This window comes from Clostridioides sp. ES-S-0006-03 (genome assembly GCF_020662275.1).
Taxonomy (GTDB): Bacteria; Bacillota; Clostridia; order Peptostreptococcales; family Peptostreptococcaceae; genus Clostridioides.
The window spans coordinates 161,395-179,565 of the sequence record NZ_JADGMM010000009.1 but is presented as its reverse complement, the minus strand read 5'-3'; the positions used below and the strand labels follow the sequence as shown (position 1 = coordinate 179,565).

Sequence of the window (18,171 nt, the reverse complement as noted above, 5' to 3'; positions counted from 1 at the left end):
GTGTTTATTGACTACAGGGCTAAAAAAGAGAAATCTGCTTAGTCTTAATTTTAGTGCAAAAAACTAACAAAAATAATTAATAAAAAATTGCTAAAAACACTTGATTTTACTTAGCAGGTTTTTATTTCTTAAAATATATAAATTCATTTACATTTTGCCTATACTTCATCTACACTTTGCAGACGTTTATGGTTTTAAAATTAGGTACAATAAAATCATAAATTAAGAAAGAGGTGTATTAAATGGCAACAGTTTATGAATTTAATTATACAGGAAGAGAACAAAGTGTTACATTAAAACCTGGCAAATATAAAATGGAGTGTTATGGTGCTTCTGGCGGTATTAATAATTCTTCTTGGGATACTAATGCTAGAGGCGGATATTCTAAAGGCGAACTTACATTAAACAAACTAACTACATTGTATGTTTATGTTGGGGAAACTGGTTTTGCTTCTTCATCTACTAGTAATAACACTAAAAAAGGTTTTAATGGTGGAGGTAAAGGTTATTTAAATCAACAGGTTATGGGGACTTATTTTTCTATGTACGGTGGTGGTGCTACGGATATAAGGCTTGTTGGAGGTGTTTGGGATAATTCTCAAAGTTTGCTTTCTCGTATAATTGTTGCTGGTGGAGGTGGTGGTGCATATTATCCTCATACTGGTGGTGCAGGAGGTGGATTAGAAGGAGGTACTGGATATAGCGCAAATTCTACACATCGCCCTGGCGGTACACAATACCAAGGTGGTATTGGTCGTGTAAGTACAGAAAATGGAAGTTTTGGAAAAGGTTGTTCCGTTATAACAGGAGATGGAAACGGAAATGGAAGCGGAGGTGGAGGTGGCTGGTTTGGTGGCTCTGCTATAATAGGAGTTGGTGGAGCAGGAGGTGGAAGTGGTTATGTGTTAACCAAAGATAGTTATAAACCTATTGGATATATACCAACCAAAGAATATTGGCTAGAAAATGTAACTCTTACAGTAGGTGGAAATGCTGTAAGTGCACATGGTTATTGCCGAATAGCTTTACTCCAAGCATTACCCTTTTTAAATATATCTTCTTATAACTCCACACAAGCAACATTTAAAGCTGACCACACAGACCCTACACTATTAACTAAAATAGAATATTTTATAGATGATGTATTAAAAGAAACTATAACAACCGATTTAACTCTTGAAAAAACAATTAACTATACATTAGAAGATAATGCACTCCATACACTTAAAATAGTTGTTACAGACAATGCCAATGCTACAGCAGAAAAAGTTGTAAGTATAAGTAAGAATATAATGCCATTAGGTGATGATGCCAGTCTACAAGACATAGCAACAAAAGTTAGCGAAATGAAAGATGGTTTAATCAATGGAAAAACTTCTATTATAAATGTATTAGCATTAAAGAACATTGAATCAAGTTTGAACAATTCTTTAGTAGAATTGTCAGAGAAAGTAAAAGATTCTTTTGATAGTTCAGATGCTAGTGTGCAGGATTTAACAAATAAATTAACACAAGCTAATAACACTATAAGTCAGTTAAATACTCAAATTTCTAATCTAAAAATAGCAAAAGGAATTTTTTCTATGACAACTAGATTAAGCTCATATGCCTCTGATGCAGGATTTAACATATATAGTCATAGCAAAACACAAGATAAAGCTTACTTTATAGAGATTAATAACCTAGAATTTACACCAGATTTAATTATATTAGAATATAAAAGTTATGATGGCTCAAATCAATATACAATCTGCTCGTTTATAGAAAGTCCTGGTTATAGTCAATACTATTTTTTAGAGTTTTATAGTTTAATAAACTCAAATATAAGAACAGATGAGTTTAAAAGAGTAACAAAAAGGGAATTTGGATATTTTAAAATACCAATTTGTATTTATCAAACAGTAATTGAGCAACAATATAATTTAGAAGGAAATGTAATAAAATGGACAGCATTACAAATATAAAAGAGGTGATAATATGAACAGAAATAATAGAATAATTTACGACCAAACAGGCAATATATGGCTTCAAACTGGAGAAGCAACAGGAGATATATAAGAGTGGTCAAAAATAACTGAATTAAACTTTTTAGATATCGAATGTGGAAGTATAGACTATAGTAAACAGTATATAGAGTCTATAAATGCAGTTACAAAATAAGCAGTTTTAAAATATATACTAACAGAATAAGGAACTATAAAAATTTTTAAGGGCTTAATTAAATCTAAGTCCTTTTTTTATTTCAATTAATTAGGAGGTTTTCATGAATGAAGAACTTTTCAACGCAGATTTAAAAAGACATGAAACAAGAATAAATAAGCATGGTGAAGAAATAGACGAATTAAAGATAGCAAATATAGAGTCTAAAGCAGAGTTAAAAGCATTGTGTGAGAATTTGAACTCGCTTACAAGTATGCTAAAGTGGCTAATTGGAACAATGATTACAACATTAGTAGGATTCTTTATATTTGCTATCCAAAGAGGAATATTTTAATTAATTAGGAGGAAAATAAATGGATAATTTAATAAGTTTCATACCAGAGCAGTTGCTAATTTTAGTTGCTGCTCTTTATGTTATAGGAGCAGGTTGTAAGAAGTATAAACAGTTAGATAACAAGTATATTCCAGTAGTGTTATTAGCACTTGGGATAGGTTTTTCAGTATGGATGCTGGGATTAAATCCTAGTGCAGTCTTACAAGGTGTAATTTGCTGGGGTATATCTATAGGTATAAATCAAACTTACAAACAATTAAAGGATGGTGAGAAATAATGAAAATAGGTATAAATTGTGGACATACAAAAACAGGACCAGGAAGTGGAGCTATAGGTAAAATAAATGAGTCAACAGAAACTAGGAATGTAGGATATAAAGTAATAGATAAATTAAAAACCTTAGGTAATAATGTAGTCGATTGTACTATAGACAAGGCATCTACACAAAGTGAGTGTCTATCTAAAATAGCTACACAGGCGAATAGACAAGACTTAGATTGGTTCATATCAATACACTTCAATGCTGGAGGTGGCAAAGGATGCGAAGTGTATACCTATAAAGGTAAACAGTATCAAGATGCTATAGATGTTTGTAAAAAAATATCTGATTTAGGATTTACAAACAGGGGAGTAAAAGATGGAAGTGGATTATATGTAGTGAAGAAAACTAAAGCAAAAAGTATGCTAATAGAAGTATGTTTTGTTGATACAGAAGATGCTAATAAATATTTAAGTTTAGGAACTGATAAATTAGCTACCGCAATAGTAGAAGCTATAACTAAACATATAAGTTCAGCAGAAGAAAATAATTACAATAGATATAAACATACAATAGTGTACAGTGGCGATGATAAAGTATCAGCAGACATCTTAGGATTATATTACAAGAGATTAAAAGAAAGTTATTTAGTAGTAGATATAAAAGACTATAAGCCACATCAAACACAAAATCTGTATGTAATTGGTGGAGTAACTTGTAATAAGATGAAAGAAATGAGTAAGACCACAGGAGAAAAGTTTACTCAGATATATGCTGATGATGTATGGTTAACTATGGATAGAGCTAGAGAGTTTGTAAAAGAAAAGTTATAGAATTGACATACACTAAAATAGGTAAGACGAATTTTATATAAGATTCTTCTTATCTATTTTAATGGGTTAAATTTTATACTAAAGCACACTCGCACAACAAAATCATTATTCTATGAAGGCAAGACTCTACAATATCTTCTCCATATTTTTTAATGAAATCATCAAGCTGAGTTTCTATGAATGAATAATATTCTTTTAAATTAGCAATATATGCAGTCATTATGTGAATACATTCATCAATCATATCATTAAACATAAGCAATCCCCCTAGAAAATGAAAAATAAAAAATATTCAGTAAATTATGCATATTATGTTATCTAAAATCTTATTTAAATAATACTTTTTTTAAAAATATTTTACAAGTAGATATGCGAAACTAGTCATTATAATTGTAAAACTAGTTATATTTATTAATTGTATAGCCAAAGAGAAGTACACAGCTATAAAAGGTAATGATTTGATACACTTTACAAAGTATTAGATTTTATCAATAGATAGAAGTAAATACTATATGAAAGAATTATAAATATATGGAAAAATATGTTTAATATCGTTTTGATTAAGGTATAAATTTAATGAATAGAATGATAAGGGGTGGATAAGATGTTAATACATGATAAGAGCTTTTATCCAAATAATATTTATCCAACAATAGACTTTCTAAAGATAAAAAGGCAATTAAAATCAATATACAAGAATGATTTATCTGATTGTGGAAGCATATGTATAATAGAAAGAAAAGACTATTCTATAAGTATAAATAGCATAGGTGAGATAAATATATATTATGATTCAAGATATGAAAATAAGATACAGAGTATAGTTGGTGAGATTGAACAGTTATTTAAGTCTCAAGTTAAAAATTTTAGTGTATCAAAATTTAATCATTGATGATTAATAAGGTAGCAACTAGCTTAAGTTGCTACCTTTTAAAGCGTAGGTATATAAGAAACTAAGTATAGCCATTTTCCAAATATCAATGATAGTATAAAGCCCGAAAGAAATATACCTAATATATACCATAAAAAAGTATTTAGATTCTTTTTCATAAATAACCACCAACTTATATTATATTTAATCTTCTTAATTAAAGTATATCAATAATAAGTATAAAGAGTATCTAAAATATTACAAATATATGTAATAAAATTTAATGATAATATATTAAATATCAAAAAATATAACTATTCTACAAAAATAGATTGAAATTTCTGAATATTTATATTATAATTTATATAAACAAGGAGGTGTTCTTATGAAATTAAAAAAACTTGTACCATTTGTAATATCAGTGTTAATGATTTTTCAAGTATGTGTACCATTTACTTTTGCTGATGAAGACCCCCCTGAAAAAATTCCTCAAAGGATAATAGATTTAGCAAATCACAACATTAGACCTAGAAATGAAGACCCTAAGAGTAAAGTAATGTTAAACAGTAAAGATATCAAAAATTTAATATCAACAGAAGAAGATACAATATTAGATGTTGTAAAAATAGCTGAAAATAAAGATTCAGAAACATTTGACGCAACTGTAATAGTAACTAGAGCTATACTTAACAAATATCAGGAAGAAATACTTGCAGATGTAAAGTATTTTGTAAAAATGACATATGATAAACGTAATTTGCCTGATGGATATCCTGGATATAAAATAACTAATGTGAGTGGCGGTGTTATATCTAAGTCAGACCCACAGATGACTCCTACAAAACTATATCTACGTTCAATTTCTGGTTACAGTAGATATCTTAATGCTACAGGTAATCGTACTTCTGGAATAGAAAAATTTAATTCTACAACATGGAATTCACCAAAAATGGGTTCTACATATTCATTTTCTCCAAGTTCTAATTACTACTATGATGCTAGTGGAGCAGGTGGAGTAAATGCACAGGCTCATTTAACAGTAAAGAGAAGTGTATCAAGTGCCACTTGGACTGATTATGTAGATGTTTTTATAGGAACTAGATTTGGTTTAACATAAAATATAAATATGGAATTTAGGTGCTTTTTATGAAAATTTTTTTATATGTTTTATATAGTTTTATAGTTATTACAATTAATTTTATATTAAAAGAAAAAAATTACAACTTTATTTTATTAGCAATATTTTTTATACTCCTATTAATTCAAAATGGGGTATTAAAAACAGGTTATCAAAATAGAGCCACCTTTTATCAAGACAATTACTTTAATGAAGAAAATAAAAATGATGAGATAAAACTTATGACTATAAAGAATTTTATATTTTTGTCTTTACCATTATGCTTTAATATACTATTCAACTATTTAATTTCTTAAATTGCATTTAGATTTATTTTAGTAGTAGATAAATTAAATTTAAATATTAGACAAAAAGGTGATAGATAATTTCTATCACCTTTTTAATATATTCTACTTCAAAAATAATTTTTTATTAGTTAAAAAAATTATATAAAATTATAGTATATGTTGTAATAATAATACGAACAAAATTTATTCTACAAAATAAAATTGATGTTATAATAAAAATAATTCATTTTGATATTTGTACCCTTGTACACTTCAAGCATCCTAAAAGGGTGCTTTTTTTATTTCCAATTCTCATCAATTTATACAAAGGCAAATACTCAAGAAAGCTATTCAAACTATCTTAAAACCGATTGTATTAGCTCTTTACTTAATACTATCAACAATTTATGATATAATAAGAAAATAGAAGTGTACTACCAATACACTTCTATAGTTACAACTAAGCATTCTCATGAGCGGGAGTGCTTTTTTCATTTCTCCAAACAATGTTGTTTACTTCATCAATGATTATCAAATCAATCTTATTATCTTTCAATATTTCTGTTGCAGTACAAATAAGATTATCTAAGTCAAAACTACGAGTTATTTCTAGTTGCTTGTTATTTACAAGTCTTTTTAGTATATAAGTCTTAAAACACATCTATATTACTCCTTTAATTTTATTGTTAGAGTTATTTCTGATTTAGTAGAAATAATTTCTAATTTATTATAAATATAATATGTCTTAAAGTGTATGTCAATACAAAATTCTAATAAAATAGAAGTTTGTTTTGACATTATAGAAATATTGATGTTATCATTTACTCAAGAGAGGTGATAAAATGATTTCATATAAACCTTTATGGAGAATGATGTTTGATAAAAATATTAAAAAAATGGAATTTAAAGAAAAAGCAAATATAAGTAATGGAACTCTTTCAAAGTTAAGTAAGAATGAATATGTTGCATTAGCTGTAATTGAAAAAATATGTTTAGTTTTTGATTGTACTCCAAATGATGTTATAGAAATAAAAAAAGATATTGAGTAGTAAAATTTATGATACTAATGTGATACTAATATGTTTTACAGTGTGTTAGAAAATATGGAAATAATAAAAATAATAGATTAGCTTACATGCAATAGACGAGATTTTATCAGATTATAAAGAAAAGTAATCCTTCTGGTGTTATAAAACATATAAAGAAAAAACATAGAGGTCAATTGAGTAAAGACATTTTTAATGATATACTAGAAACTATAAAAACAGTGCTAAAATCTCCTGAGTATATAGGAAGTCATCCTAAAAAACCTGGTAAAAGTGTAGAATTTGTAAAAAAACTTGATGATTATATATTAGTTGCTACAGAACTAGATACAAAAAAGGGATATCTATATGTCTCTTCATTATACGCCATAAAAGAAGCAAAATTAGAAAGTAGAATTAGTAGTGGAAGAGTATTACAATATGATGGTTAACATAATATTATTAATTTTTCCTAAAGCATTGAAAAATATTATCAAATAAGTTATAATATAAATATATATGTAAATATTTATTTATTAGATTTGAGGTTGGAAAAGGCACCCAATACGCTGCTTATAGGGTAGTTAATAGAGATGCAGGATACGCCGCCCTGCCAAATCTAATTAAATTTAAAAGAGAGGATTAATTCCTCTCTTATTGTTTTTTTAATTAATTTATTTAAAAGGGTTAAAAATATGGAGATATTTAGCACAAAAGAAATAAGATGTTTAAATGCTAATGAAGAATTGTATTTAGAAACTGCATCAAAATTTTTGATATACAGTGAAAGAGTAGGAGACTTATATTAAAGAGTTTTCAGATACTTATATTATAGAATTTTTGGAATGTAGTTTAGAATTCTTATTATATATATAAATACTAGAAAGAACTTTTTATTAGTTTTTAAAAATTTAGTTAGAAACTATATCATTATGGAAAAAAATGTATTATAATATTTAGAAATATTATAATAAGGAGCGATTGGATATGAACTTATCAAAAAAAATAGAAGATAAAAGAAAAGCTAAACAAAGAGCTGAAAAAGCCAAACAAGCTAAAATTGCAACGGCTGGTGTTGTACTAGGAGCTGTTACTGGTGCAGTTGGAGGAGTATTACTAGCACCTAAATCAGGAAAAGAAACAAGAGAAGATATAAAAGATGCATCTCAACAAATTGCGGATAAAATAAACATGAAAACAGTGGATGTAAAAGGTAAGATGTCTGAGAAATTAGAAGACAGAAACGGAAATTTCATTGAATCAAAGCAAAAGATAAGAAATTATATAGATAATAAAAAACGTGTTGAAGATTCTAGCGAGGAAGATAAAGTAATAGACATTGTTGAACCAGTAAGTGTCACTGAGGAATAACAATGAATAACACAATAACAATTAATATTAGTATAATATATGTATTATTAGCTATACTTGGGTGTATCGCTTTAATTTATTTAATTATTGTACTTGCTAAATTACATAAGATTTTAAATACTGTTGGAAATGTATTAAATGAAAATACTCAAAATATAAATACAACTTTAAATAATCTTCCTAGTGTTGTAGATAGTTTTGGAGAAGTAGGCGAGAATATGAAAGATGTAACAGAGGCTGTTACTGAAGTTACAGCAGACTTTCTTGTTACTAAAGACAGCGTTAAATCAAATATGGATGTCATAGTTGATATATTAACTATAATTAAAAATATTTTTTCAGATAAAAAATATTAATACGATAAGCTTTAGTATTTCTGTGAATTTAAAACTTTACTAAACTAATTTTCCAGAAAACACTTTATAAAGTACAAATAAATAAAGATGTATCTATTGATGAATAAACATAATAAGTAGATACATCTTTTTATTATATAGTTATAAAATAATATCTATTTTATAACTTACCTACTTGTCTTAATGCTAATTTTACAGTTTCATATCTATCAGCACCATTTATTATTACATCACCTTTTACAAGATTATTAGCTTCTCCACCTACAACATAAACTTTTTTGCCTAAACCTTGCTTATAGCTAGATGCTTCTACTACTAAAGCATCTTTCAATTGCCAGTATAAAATTTGAGCAGCAACTTTATCAGCGTCCCCCTTATAAACTATTACATTTTCATACACTTTATCTCCCCCTTGAGAATTTGATATAGATTTATTTAATATTCCTTCTGCTATTAACTTAGCAACTTTATCTTTATTATTAACATAGTAATCTGTATCTGCTTTGCTATCTACAAAGCATACTTCTATTAGTATAGCTGTTGCGTTAGTGTGATTAAGCCAATAAAGATCTCTAACATCAGATTTTGCACCTCTATTTTTAAATACTGTAGCTAGTTTAGCATTTACCTTTTCTGCATATGCTTTTCCATTATTAGATTTATATATAGTTTCTGTACCTTCTGGGGCTGAAGTTGTAACATTTGCATTAAAATGAATCTGAACAGCTAAATCAGCTTCTTGTTTATTTGCTATAGCACATTGGTCAGCTAAATGATTATTTGATGCATCAACTTTTCCTGTATAAACAGTAGCCCCTCCTAATTTAAGCCATTTAACTATTAAGTCATTCATTATTCTTGTTTCTTTACTTTCGTTTATATATCCTACAGCTCCTGTACCTTTCCCAGTTAAAGTGTGCCCTGGTATTACTACTACTTTCAAATTATACATCTCCTTTATGATTAAATTTAACTTCTATTTAATATATGCACAATTTAAAATTTTGTTTCTTTTTATACTTTAATTATCTAATATAAAATATTTTGTAAAATTATAGAATAATATGTGTAAGTATTAAAATTGCAATTTTGTATATAACACATTGCTTGATTGTAATAATCTCAAGGCATATTCATCCATCCTATATCCAGTTTTATAGTAGATATGTTTAATTCCAGATTGAATTATGGCCTTAGTACAATTTAAACAAGGAAAATGGGTTACATAAATAGAACAATCTTTAACTGATATGCCTTCTTTAGCACAATAGTAAAGGGCATTTTGTTCGGCATGAATGGTTCTAATACAATGACCATCTCTCATCTCATGACCAACTTCACTACAGTGATTATCTCCAGATATACTACCATTGTATCCAGTAGATACGATTCTGTTTTCTGAGTTAACAATTATAGCTCCAACATAAGCTCTGTCACAAGTACCTCTTTCAGCTACTGTCTCACATAATCTCATAAAATACTCTTGCCATGAACATCTATTTTCAAGTTTACTTTCCAAACTAAATACCTCCAAATCTTATCTTTAATATATAAGATTTATACCTCAAAAACAGTATTAAAAACAAATTTGTTTTATAGCTAAAAGTATAAAAGATAAAATAAATTTTAAATTGTTTTTTTAATAATTAAATCTTATTTCATTAAACTTTTTATAAAATTTTCATCATAAAATATGAAAACTGTCTTAATAAAATCAAGACAGTTTTTTTATAATCAAAATTTATAACACAAGTTCATATTTTTCTTTAAACTCTTTTACAGCTTCAGGCCATGCCTTTTGTTCTGTAATACCTTTTTCTTTGGCTATTTTAATTGCAATTTCTCTTATCATTGCAGCTCCTTCTAATATTCCCATTTTTAATCTCCCTTCAAGTATCTTTTTGTACAGAATATAAATAGTGCTGAAATTTCTTACATATTACATCTACTACAATATCTATACAACATATAACTTATGAATTCCTTTTATTTTTATGCGCCTTTAACCGACATATAATTATATGCATTAAGCCTTAAAATTATGAATTTGATGATAATTATTTTTTATCTTTTATATACAATTGTGTAAGTTGCAAAATAGGGTAATCAGTATTTTAATTGTTCTATTACTTTATAATATACTCAATAAAAAATAAGATTGTATGATACATCTCCAGATATTATGGAAAGATGAATTGTACTATTGGATTTATGTAATAAAATCAGTAAAAATCTAACTTATTTTACTGATTTTATACACTAAAAACTGTAGGTAAATTTGCTTTATGTTTCTCACAAATATTCCTACAGTTTCACATATTAAAGTTATATAGTTATAATTTTTTAATTGTACAATTCTAGTATTTCTAGAAAACTATCCTATAAATACTAGAATGATTAAAATTTACTAAATAATATTTTTTATTTATCTAGAATTATATATTTTTTCAATAATGTTAACTATAGCATACATTGCCCATGCACAAACAGCTAACACGAATACACCCATCATTACTAAATCTAACTTAAATACTTGACTGCCATAAACTATCAAGTATCCTATTCCATATCTTGATACTAAAAATTCTCCTACTATAACACCTACCCAAGCCATACCAATATTAATCTTAGTTAAGTTTATTAAATTTCCTGTATTTGCGGGTAATATAAGTTTAAATAGGATTTGTGATTTGCTAGCTCCAAAACTCTTTAACATCTTAATTTTTTCTTCATCTATATTCATAAAGTAATTATAGGCTGAAAGTATGGTAACAACAACGGAAATAGTTACAGCTGTTACTACAATTCCTTCTATTCCAGCACCAACCCAAACTATAATTATAGGAGCCAAAGCAGTCTTAGGAAGAGCATTTAAAACTACCAAAAATGGGTCTAATATTTTTGATAATTTTTCTGACCACCAAAGAGCAATAGCTACTAAAATACCTAAAACAGTTCCTATAACAAGACCAAGAACTGTTTCATATACAGATACTCCAATGTGTTTAAATAGTTGGCCACTAGATGCATATTGAATAAACAAATTGTAAATATCACTTGGTTTGCTGAATAGAAAAGTATTTATAACATTTAAATCAGCTAAAATCTCCCAAATTATAATAAAGCCAATTAAAATTAATAGTTGATAAAATAATACATTTCTTTTTTCTCTTTTTACACCTTTAATATAGTTTATATATCCTTCAGATCTTTTATTAAGCCTCATGTGTATCTAGCTCCTTCCATAAGATGTCGAAATACTTTTGAAAATCGGGAACTTTACGTGTTTTGAGAGGCGTTTTTGTTCCATCCATATTAAGTTCAATGTCATAAATATTTTTTATAGTAGCTGGTCTTTTAGATAGTATTGCAACTTTATCTGATATGCTTATTGCTTCACCAATATCATGTGTAACTAAAATAGTAGACTTATTTTCATTTTTAATAATACTATAAACATCATCACAAACCAACAGTCTAGTTTGATAGTCAAGAGCTGAAAAAGGTTCATCTAAAAGTAAAACATCTGGATTTACAGAAAGTGTCCTAATAAGAGCAACTCTTTGTCTCATACCACCAGATAATTCTTTAGGATACATACTTCTGAAATCCCATAGTCCATAAGTCTTTAAAAGCTCTTCAACTCTATCTAAAGATTTTTTATCTTTTTTACCTTGAATTTCCAAACCAATAGTTATATTATCCATTATATTTCTCCATTCAAGCAGATTGTCTTTTTGAAACATATATCCAATATTTCCAGTAATCTTTACATCACCACTAGTTGGTTTTAAAAGATTAGTAAGAATATTTAAAATTGTAGATTTTCCGCTTCCAGAAGGACCGAGTAATGTTAGTATTTCACCTTCTTTTAAATTAAAATTGACATCCTTTAATACTTCAAGCTCGCCTTCCTTAGTGTAGAAGTTCATATTGATATTTTTAACTTCTACTATGTTGTCATTCATTATGCCACCCCCTATAACTTTTAGCTCGTATATATTATGTTATTAACATTACAACCTATTTGTACCATTTTTCATAAATATAATATAAATATTTTGTTTATTTACGTATTTTCTTAGTAACTTGTACGTATAAATTATAGATAAATAAATTATAAGGTAGGGGATAAAATTGAGTAACATAATAACTAATTTGATAGAGTCAATATTTACTAATCCAATAACTATATTATTTTTACTTGCAATAACTGTGTATTCTATTTTTAAAATTATGGAAAACAACAAGTTGTATTTGTTTGTAAGTTCAAAACTAGAAGAAATCAACCAAGACTATAAAACGAGTGTATTTTATAGCAAAATAAGGAATGATTACTATACATATAGTAAAGAAAATCCTTATGCTGATGTAAATATAACTTCGTTTGTAGAAGAAGTTGTATCAGATTTAAAATATAATAACTTACCGATATTAGAAAAAATTAGGAGCATAAAAAATTCATCTTCAATAAGTATATTACTTGGAGTTTTAGGTACATTTGTTGGGCTTTCTACAATGCTTTTATGTGTTGATACTAAAGATATTATAAATTCACTTCCTTCGACTATTAGTAGCATGCAAACTGCATTTACAACTAGTATATTTGGAGTGGTGTTTTCTCTAATTATAGGCTATTTTACAAAGATAAAAGACTGTGAACATGTTTTGATACAAATAATGTTAAAAGCTGAGAATCTACTGACTTCTGAGGTAACTCATATTAAATCAGAAAGAATGGATTTAAAAGTAGAGGAGGTAAAAAATACAATAAAACAAATAAGCAAGTCTATAGAAGCTATTGAAAAATTTGATAAAATATCTAAAGACTTAAATGATTTTAATGACGAATTTATTAGTGGAATAGAAGCTTTAAAAAGTCTTTTAGAAGGCTCTCAAAGTTCTATTAAGACATTTGACCAAAGTGTAAGAAAATTAGATAAACAGTTTAATATTTTAAATGTAAAATTTGTAAAACTGTTTGATAAGTATGATAATCAAGATAATATAAATAAGGAAATTTTATTTGATATAAAAGAATCCTCAAAAAATATATATAATTCCACTGAAAGCCAACATAAAATTAAAGATTATATAAGAAATATAAATGCAGGATTTGCTTTATATGAAAGAAGTGCTCAAGATTTGTTAACTAAATTAATGACTCATGAAAACAAAATATCTCAAAATCAAAAAATTCTTTTAGACGAAAAATATACTCTAGACGATTCAATTAAGAATCTTTCAAGTATTATTGAGAACTTTTCTAATGACTTACAAGCCAAACTAGATATAATGTTTGAGAACTCTTTAGACATTCAAGATAAGCTAGATGTTATGTTTAATAACTCCTTCATGCAAGACGAAGTTCCTCTTGATAGTGAAGACTTATTTGAAAGTAATATTGATAGTATATTTAATCCTTTAAGTGAAGAAATTTATGAGATAGAAAAGAAAGAAATAAAGGTCATAGGTGAGGATGAGTTAAATGAATAATAAATATAGAAGAACTGTTAACAGAGAATTTGAAAAGAGTAGTTTCTGGCCAACATTTACAGATTTATTATCCACTGTGTTGATGGTTGTAATTCTTATATTATTTAGTTCAGAAAGTATCTCAGGTTCAGTTGAACAGGATTTAGCTAAAAATGTGAATGCTTCTGTTGAAGATACCTTTAAAAAAAGTGGTATACCTGTGAAAGTGGATAAGGCTAATGGTCAAGTAACTTTTGGTGAAAGGACAATGTTTGATGTAGATAGTGATGTCTTGAAACCAGAGGCTAAAGAGATGTTAAAAATGTTTGTTCCAAAGTACATAGAAACTATTTATAAAGATTATGGCGACTATATATCTAAAATAGTTATAGAAGGCCATACAGACGATGTAGGAAGCTATATCTATAACTTAGATTTATCACAAAGAAGGGCATATAGCGTTGCTAAATTTATAGTAGGAGATGAAATAGGTAATTATAAATATAAAGATAAGGTAACTAAACATATTATTGCAATAGGTAGGTCAAAAGCTGAACTCTTAAAAAACGGAGATAATAGTGTAAATAGAGATGCATCTAGAAGAGTAGAGCTAAAATATGAAATAAATATTAATCAAAATAAATAGTTAAAAAATTATAAAAAAAAAGAAGGCAGTTGGTGTGAGCTTTAAGCCTTCTTTAAGGAAAAAGTTTATTTATTTTTGTTGATATTTAATATATTATAGTTTTTGGAAGAATTTTGCAATATTTTAAACATAAATGGGCGTTTAAAATGCATAACTGGGTACTACTGATGTAAAATAATTCATTTTATATAATATAAAACTTATAAGGTGTCAATTTTCTATGTTATTGCTTTATAAATTATTATTTAAATATTATGTAAAAAAACATCGTAAAAACTCATATCATGTTACAATTAATTAGTAAAAGGGTAATAACTAATTCTAGTTATTACCCTTTTACTGCTGATTAAAAAATTTAGATTTAATCATTTTTTATTAACTGGTAGCCAAAACATATTCCTGAACCGCCAGTTTTTTTAATTTGATACATTGCCTGATCTGCTTTATTAATTAATTCTTCAGCATTATTTCCATCTTCTGGATAGCAAGCTATACCAACACTAGTATTACAATATATAGAACCATTTTTTAAATTCCATGGGTTTTTAAACCTTTCATGTATAAAACTTACTAAATTACGTATGTTATTTTTTGTAATGTCACCACCAATTACAGCAACAAATTCATCTCCACCATTTCTATAAACTGAATTTTTAAGAAGTGGAATTGATGAGAAGAATTCCCCCAATTTTATAAGAAACTCGTCACCAGCATCATGCCCATAATTATCATTAATTACTTTAAAACCATCAATATCGAAAAAGATTACATACCCTTGCTCATCTTCTTTAGCATTGTCAATTCTATTTTTACATTCTTCAATAAGCATTCTTCGGTTTGGAAGACCTGTTAATACATCATAATTTGCCATATATTCAATTAATTCTTCATTCTTTTTATTATCAGTTATATCTGCACTACTAACAAGATGAGCAAGACGACCATCAATCCATCTGAAAGCTGTACTAAATACTCTAAACCATGCTCCATCAAAAGGTCTTTGATAATTCCAGGTATGTACTCCTGTAATGTTGCCGTTTTCATCAATAAGATTTTCTTGTGGGCAAAACTCACAATGAGATGTCTGCCCAGGGAAAAGAACCTGCCAGCATTTCTGACCCAAAAATTGAGATATCCCACCATAAGGTTCAGCCATTGACTTGTTTACATATATAATATCATATGTATAAAAATCAATGACATAAATATCTATGCCTGTATTATTTATTATGCTTTCAAGTGCAGTCTGTGTGAAGAAAACTTTATTTCTATGTATTCTTACACTTAAATACTTTTCAAGTAGTGAAAGGACAATACATAGTGTATTAAGTTCAGAATCAGAAAAATCTATTTTCCTAGATGTAGTATTTAAAAATAAAATAAAGCCATAATTATTAAAATTCTCATCTATCACAGATATTCCAATCAAAGATTCTGCATGAAAAATATTCATAAAATCAATCTCACATGGTTTATAATTTTTATTTTTATTTAAATAAATTATTTTCTGATGAGCTAATTGCTTTTGAAAATCCGATTCAATTTCATATGCATTGAAACTATTACATAATTTTATGTCATTCAAACTGTAATTCTCAATTAAATTAAAATGATTATATTGGTCTACTTCATATACTAGAGCACATTCAAACGAAAAACTATTACATATAAGTTCAAGCGATTTAGTGACTTTTTTTGTATCTATTTGTTTTCCAACAATTATATCAGCTAATGCTAGAATGAGTGTATAATGTGAATTATCTTTCATTTTTACCTCCTGAGTAAAAATTCTGTCAATAACTCATCCTTTAGCTAGGTTTGAAATGGGAATTTCTTTCCTCAAATATAGGTTATGATAGTTAAACTGACAGTTATCAAAATCTAGAAATATATTTTTATATTACTAAGAATAGCTTATTTAGCTATTTTCTCTTGGTTAATACATATATTATAGTATATTTTTCCAATGGATTAAAGCTTAAAAATCCTTTATTTTGTAATTTATCATCATTACTATTATATTAAATATTATTACTTAAAAATATATAAAAAGTTAATAAATTATATTATTAAAATAAAAAAAGTTGAGATATTATTGTTTTATTATTAATACAAGATAAATTAACTGTATAGGATAAATATTGATATCAAATGGCTAATTATGATAGAATAAGTCGGTAGATGACATAAAGTATTGTGAAAATGGAGGAGTAAGTTATGATAGAAGGTAATATAAAAAACAAAAGAAATTGTAAAATTAAAGCTTTGGTATTTTTATTGATAATTTCTATATCTATTTATTTAACTGGATGTAGTAGTGCAACAGACAGTGAAAATAATCAATCAAATAACCAAGAAACTTTATCTAGTAGTATATCAAATGATAAAAATATAAAAATTCATTTTATTAATACTGGAAATAGTGATGCAATATTAATTCAAGAGGGCAAAACTTTTACGTTGATAGATGGGGGAGATAACGATGATGAGAATTTAATGGTAGACTACCTAAATAATCAAGGGGTAAAAGATATTAAGTATCTTATAGCTACTCATTCTCATGCAGACCATCTAGGGGGACTTGATTCTGTTGTAAAAAATTTCAATATAGAAAATGTTTTTGTATCAAATGGTTCAGCAGAAACAAAGAGTTACAGAGATTTTATAAATGCTTTAGCAAATAAGGATTTATCTCCAAGTGTACCTCTTGAAAATAAAAAGTTTTATCTTGAAGACTCCTATTTTGAAGTTCTAAATACAAATGGAGGAGATACTACTAATGAACAATCACTAGTACTTGCATATAATAATGGTAACGATAAAGCCTTATTTACAGGTGATGCTGAGGAAGGTACAGAAAAAGAAATACTATCAAAACTTGGAGAAGTAGACCTTTTAAAAGTAGCTCATCATGGTTCTCGTAGTAGTTCATCTCAGGCTTTTTTAGATAAAGTAAACCCTGAATATGCAGTAATTTTAGTTGGGAAAGGTAATTCATATGGTCATCCACATGAGGAAACAATGAACAAATTAAAAAAGATGGGTGTAAAAGTACATAGAAGTGACGAATGTTCAGATATAGTATTTGAATCTACAGGTGATGGAGTTTTTACAAGCTGTAAAGATGGAAGTTACAAAAAGGGTGTTAGAGAAGATGGAAACTACGAAAATTTAAATAACAATACAGACAAAAACGAATCCTTAAATAAGGAACAAAATGTATCAAATTCGTCAAAAACAGTGTATTTTACTCCAAAAGGGAAGAGTTATCACTCAACTAAAAATTGTAGTGGGCTTTCAAGAAGTAAAAAAATATTATCAGGTACAATTGCAGAAAGTAAGAAAAATGACCCATGTGATATATGTTATGGAAAGCAATAGTTAAAATATCAATAGCTAAAGTATGAGAAATAATAAATAAAAAGCATTAAATATTA

At 27.1% G+C, this 18,171-nt stretch carries 21 protein-coding genes and 1 pseudogene; 14 read left to right on the top strand and 8 right to left on the bottom strand.

The features are described 5' to 3' along the window. The first annotated feature begins 242 nt into the window (after positions 1 to 242). The 5 genes and pseudogenes from IR151_RS13660 to IR151_RS13640 all read left to right on the top strand — a co-directional run bounded on the left by IR151_RS13660 (position 243) and on the right by IR151_RS13640 (position 3,586). Positions 243 to 1,964 carry a glycine rich domain-containing protein gene (locus IR151_RS13660; RefSeq protein ID WP_227435228.1) on the top strand — a complete coding sequence of 574 codons (1,722 nt, stop codon included), beginning with the start codon at positions 243 to 245 and terminating at the stop codon, positions 1,962 to 1,964. Positions 1,965 to 1,977: 13 nt separating this feature from the next. Continuing rightward, a pseudogene (locus IR151_RS13655) lies at positions 1,978 to 2,157 on the top strand (hypothetical protein); the annotation flags it as partial. Positions 2,158 to 2,263: 106 nt separating this feature from the next. Next, positions 2,264 to 2,494, top strand: coding sequence for a hemolysin XhlA family protein (locus tag IR151_RS13650; RefSeq protein ID WP_021385516.1), 231 nt, complete (start codon positions 2,264 to 2,266; stop codon positions 2,492 to 2,494). Between the two features lie 19 nt (positions 2,495 to 2,513). Beyond that, complete coding sequence (locus IR151_RS13645; protein WP_227435226.1) at positions 2,514 to 2,771, top strand: phage holin family protein; 258 nt, start codon at positions 2,514 to 2,516, stop codon at positions 2,769 to 2,771. Next, positions 2,771 to 3,586: an N-acetylmuramoyl-L-alanine amidase gene (locus tag IR151_RS13640; RefSeq protein WP_227435224.1), complete on the top strand. Its 816-nt coding sequence runs from the start codon at positions 2,771 to 2,773 to the stop codon at positions 3,584 to 3,586. The genes IR151_RS13645 and IR151_RS13640 overlap by 1 nt, the downstream gene beginning before the upstream one ends. Before the next feature lie 73 nt (positions 3,587 to 3,659). Here IR151_RS13640 and IR151_RS13635 read toward each other — a convergent pair whose 3' ends face one another. After that, positions 3,660 to 3,842: a hypothetical protein gene (locus tag IR151_RS13635; protein ID WP_227435222.1), complete on the bottom strand. Its 183-nt coding sequence runs from the start codon at positions 3,840 to 3,842 to the stop codon at positions 3,660 to 3,662. A 348-nt stretch (positions 3,843 to 4,190) separates the two neighbouring features. Between IR151_RS13635 and IR151_RS13630 the strand changes: the two genes are divergently transcribed. Both IR151_RS13630 and IR151_RS13625 read left to right on the top strand, forming a co-directional pair. Continuing rightward, positions 4,191 to 4,478 carry a hypothetical protein gene (locus IR151_RS13630; RefSeq protein ID WP_227435220.1) on the top strand — a complete coding sequence of 96 codons (288 nt, stop codon included), beginning with the start codon at positions 4,191 to 4,193 and terminating at the stop codon, positions 4,476 to 4,478. Positions 4,479 to 4,842: 364 nt separating this feature from the next. After that, positions 4,843 to 5,574 (top strand): hypothetical protein, encoded by a 732-nt coding sequence (locus IR151_RS13625; protein ID WP_074178328.1) that lies wholly within the window; start codon positions 4,843 to 4,845, stop codon positions 5,572 to 5,574. Positions 5,575 to 6,321: 747 nt separating this feature from the next. Here IR151_RS13625 and IR151_RS13620 read toward each other — a convergent pair. Next, positions 6,322 to 6,522: a hypothetical protein gene (locus tag IR151_RS13620; RefSeq protein WP_227435218.1), complete on the bottom strand. Its 201-nt coding sequence runs from the start codon at positions 6,520 to 6,522 to the stop codon at positions 6,322 to 6,324. 181 nt (positions 6,523 to 6,703) lie between these two features. On the opposite strand from IR151_RS13620, the gene IR151_RS13615 reads away from it, so the two are divergent. From IR151_RS13615 to IR151_RS13600, 4 genes are all read left to right on the top strand, one after another. Then, positions 6,704 to 6,910, top strand: coding sequence for a helix-turn-helix domain-containing protein (locus IR151_RS13615; protein ID WP_227435217.1), 207 nt, complete (start codon positions 6,704 to 6,706; stop codon positions 6,908 to 6,910). 110 nt (positions 6,911 to 7,020) lie between these two features. Further along, positions 7,021 to 7,338 (top strand): PBECR2 nuclease fold domain-containing protein, encoded by a 318-nt coding sequence (locus IR151_RS13610; RefSeq protein ID WP_413927186.1) that lies wholly within the window; start codon positions 7,021 to 7,023, stop codon positions 7,336 to 7,338. Positions 7,339 to 7,873: 535 nt separating this feature from the next. Beyond that, on the top strand, positions 7,874 to 8,257 hold the full coding sequence (locus tag IR151_RS13605; protein ID WP_227435214.1) for a YtxH domain-containing protein: 384 nt from the start codon (positions 7,874 to 7,876) through the stop codon (positions 8,255 to 8,257). 2 nt (positions 8,258 to 8,259) lie between these two features. Continuing rightward, on the top strand, positions 8,260 to 8,613 hold the full coding sequence (locus IR151_RS13600) for a hypothetical protein (protein ID WP_227435212.1): 354 nt from the start codon (positions 8,260 to 8,262) through the stop codon (positions 8,611 to 8,613). Positions 8,614 to 8,773: 160 nt separating this feature from the next. On the opposite strand, the gene IR151_RS13595 is transcribed toward IR151_RS13600, so the two are convergent. The 5 genes from IR151_RS13595 to IR151_RS13580 all read right to left on the bottom strand — a co-directional run bounded on the left by IR151_RS13595 (position 8,774) and on the right by IR151_RS13580 (position 12,581). Further along, a complete protein-coding gene (locus tag IR151_RS13595; protein ID WP_227435210.1) occupies positions 8,774 to 9,565 on the bottom strand; it encodes an N-acetylmuramoyl-L-alanine amidase in 792 nt (263 codons plus the stop codon). Between the two features lie 123 nt (positions 9,566 to 9,688). Then, a complete protein-coding gene (locus tag IR151_RS13590) occupies positions 9,689 to 10,132 on the bottom strand; it encodes a deoxycytidylate deaminase (protein ID WP_227435208.1) in 444 nt (147 codons plus the stop codon). 222 nt (positions 10,133 to 10,354) lie between these two features. Further along, positions 10,355 to 10,489, bottom strand: a complete 135-nt coding sequence (locus tag IR151_RS20265; protein WP_009889851.1) for a hypothetical protein — start codon at positions 10,487 to 10,489, stop codon at positions 10,355 to 10,357. A 549-nt stretch (positions 10,490 to 11,038) separates the two neighbouring features. Further along, positions 11,039 to 11,839: an ABC transporter permease gene (locus IR151_RS13585; RefSeq protein ID WP_227435206.1), complete on the bottom strand. Its 801-nt coding sequence runs from the start codon at positions 11,837 to 11,839 to the stop codon at positions 11,039 to 11,041. Next, a complete protein-coding gene (locus tag IR151_RS13580) occupies positions 11,829 to 12,581 on the bottom strand; it encodes an ABC transporter ATP-binding protein (RefSeq protein ID WP_227435204.1) in 753 nt (250 codons plus the stop codon). The genes IR151_RS13585 and IR151_RS13580 overlap by 11 nt, the downstream gene beginning before the upstream one ends. Before the next feature lie 169 nt (positions 12,582 to 12,750). Here IR151_RS13580 and IR151_RS13575 point away from each other — a divergent pair, with 169 nt between their 5' ends. Together IR151_RS13575 and IR151_RS13570 are read left to right on the top strand one after the other, a co-directional pair. Continuing rightward, positions 12,751 to 14,109, top strand: a complete 1,359-nt coding sequence (locus IR151_RS13575) for a hypothetical protein (RefSeq protein WP_227435203.1) — start codon at positions 12,751 to 12,753, stop codon at positions 14,107 to 14,109. Next, positions 14,102 to 14,734 (top strand): OmpA family protein, encoded by a 633-nt coding sequence (locus IR151_RS13570; RefSeq protein ID WP_227435201.1) that lies wholly within the window; start codon positions 14,102 to 14,104, stop codon positions 14,732 to 14,734. The genes IR151_RS13575 and IR151_RS13570 overlap by 8 nt, the downstream gene beginning before the upstream one ends. Before the next feature lie 361 nt (positions 14,735 to 15,095). On the opposite strand, the gene IR151_RS13565 is transcribed toward IR151_RS13570, so the two are convergent. Beyond that, positions 15,096 to 16,502 carry a sensor domain-containing diguanylate cyclase gene (locus IR151_RS13565; RefSeq protein WP_227435200.1) on the bottom strand — a complete coding sequence of 469 codons (1,407 nt, stop codon included), beginning with the start codon at positions 16,500 to 16,502 and terminating at the stop codon, positions 15,096 to 15,098. Positions 16,503 to 16,951: 449 nt separating this feature from the next. Here IR151_RS13565 and IR151_RS13560 point away from each other — a divergent pair, with 449 nt between their 5' ends. Beyond that, positions 16,952 to 18,115, top strand: a complete 1,164-nt coding sequence (locus IR151_RS13560) for a ComEC/Rec2 family competence protein (RefSeq protein WP_227435198.1) — start codon at positions 16,952 to 16,954, stop codon at positions 18,113 to 18,115. Positions 18,116 to 18,171: the final 56 nt, after the last annotated feature.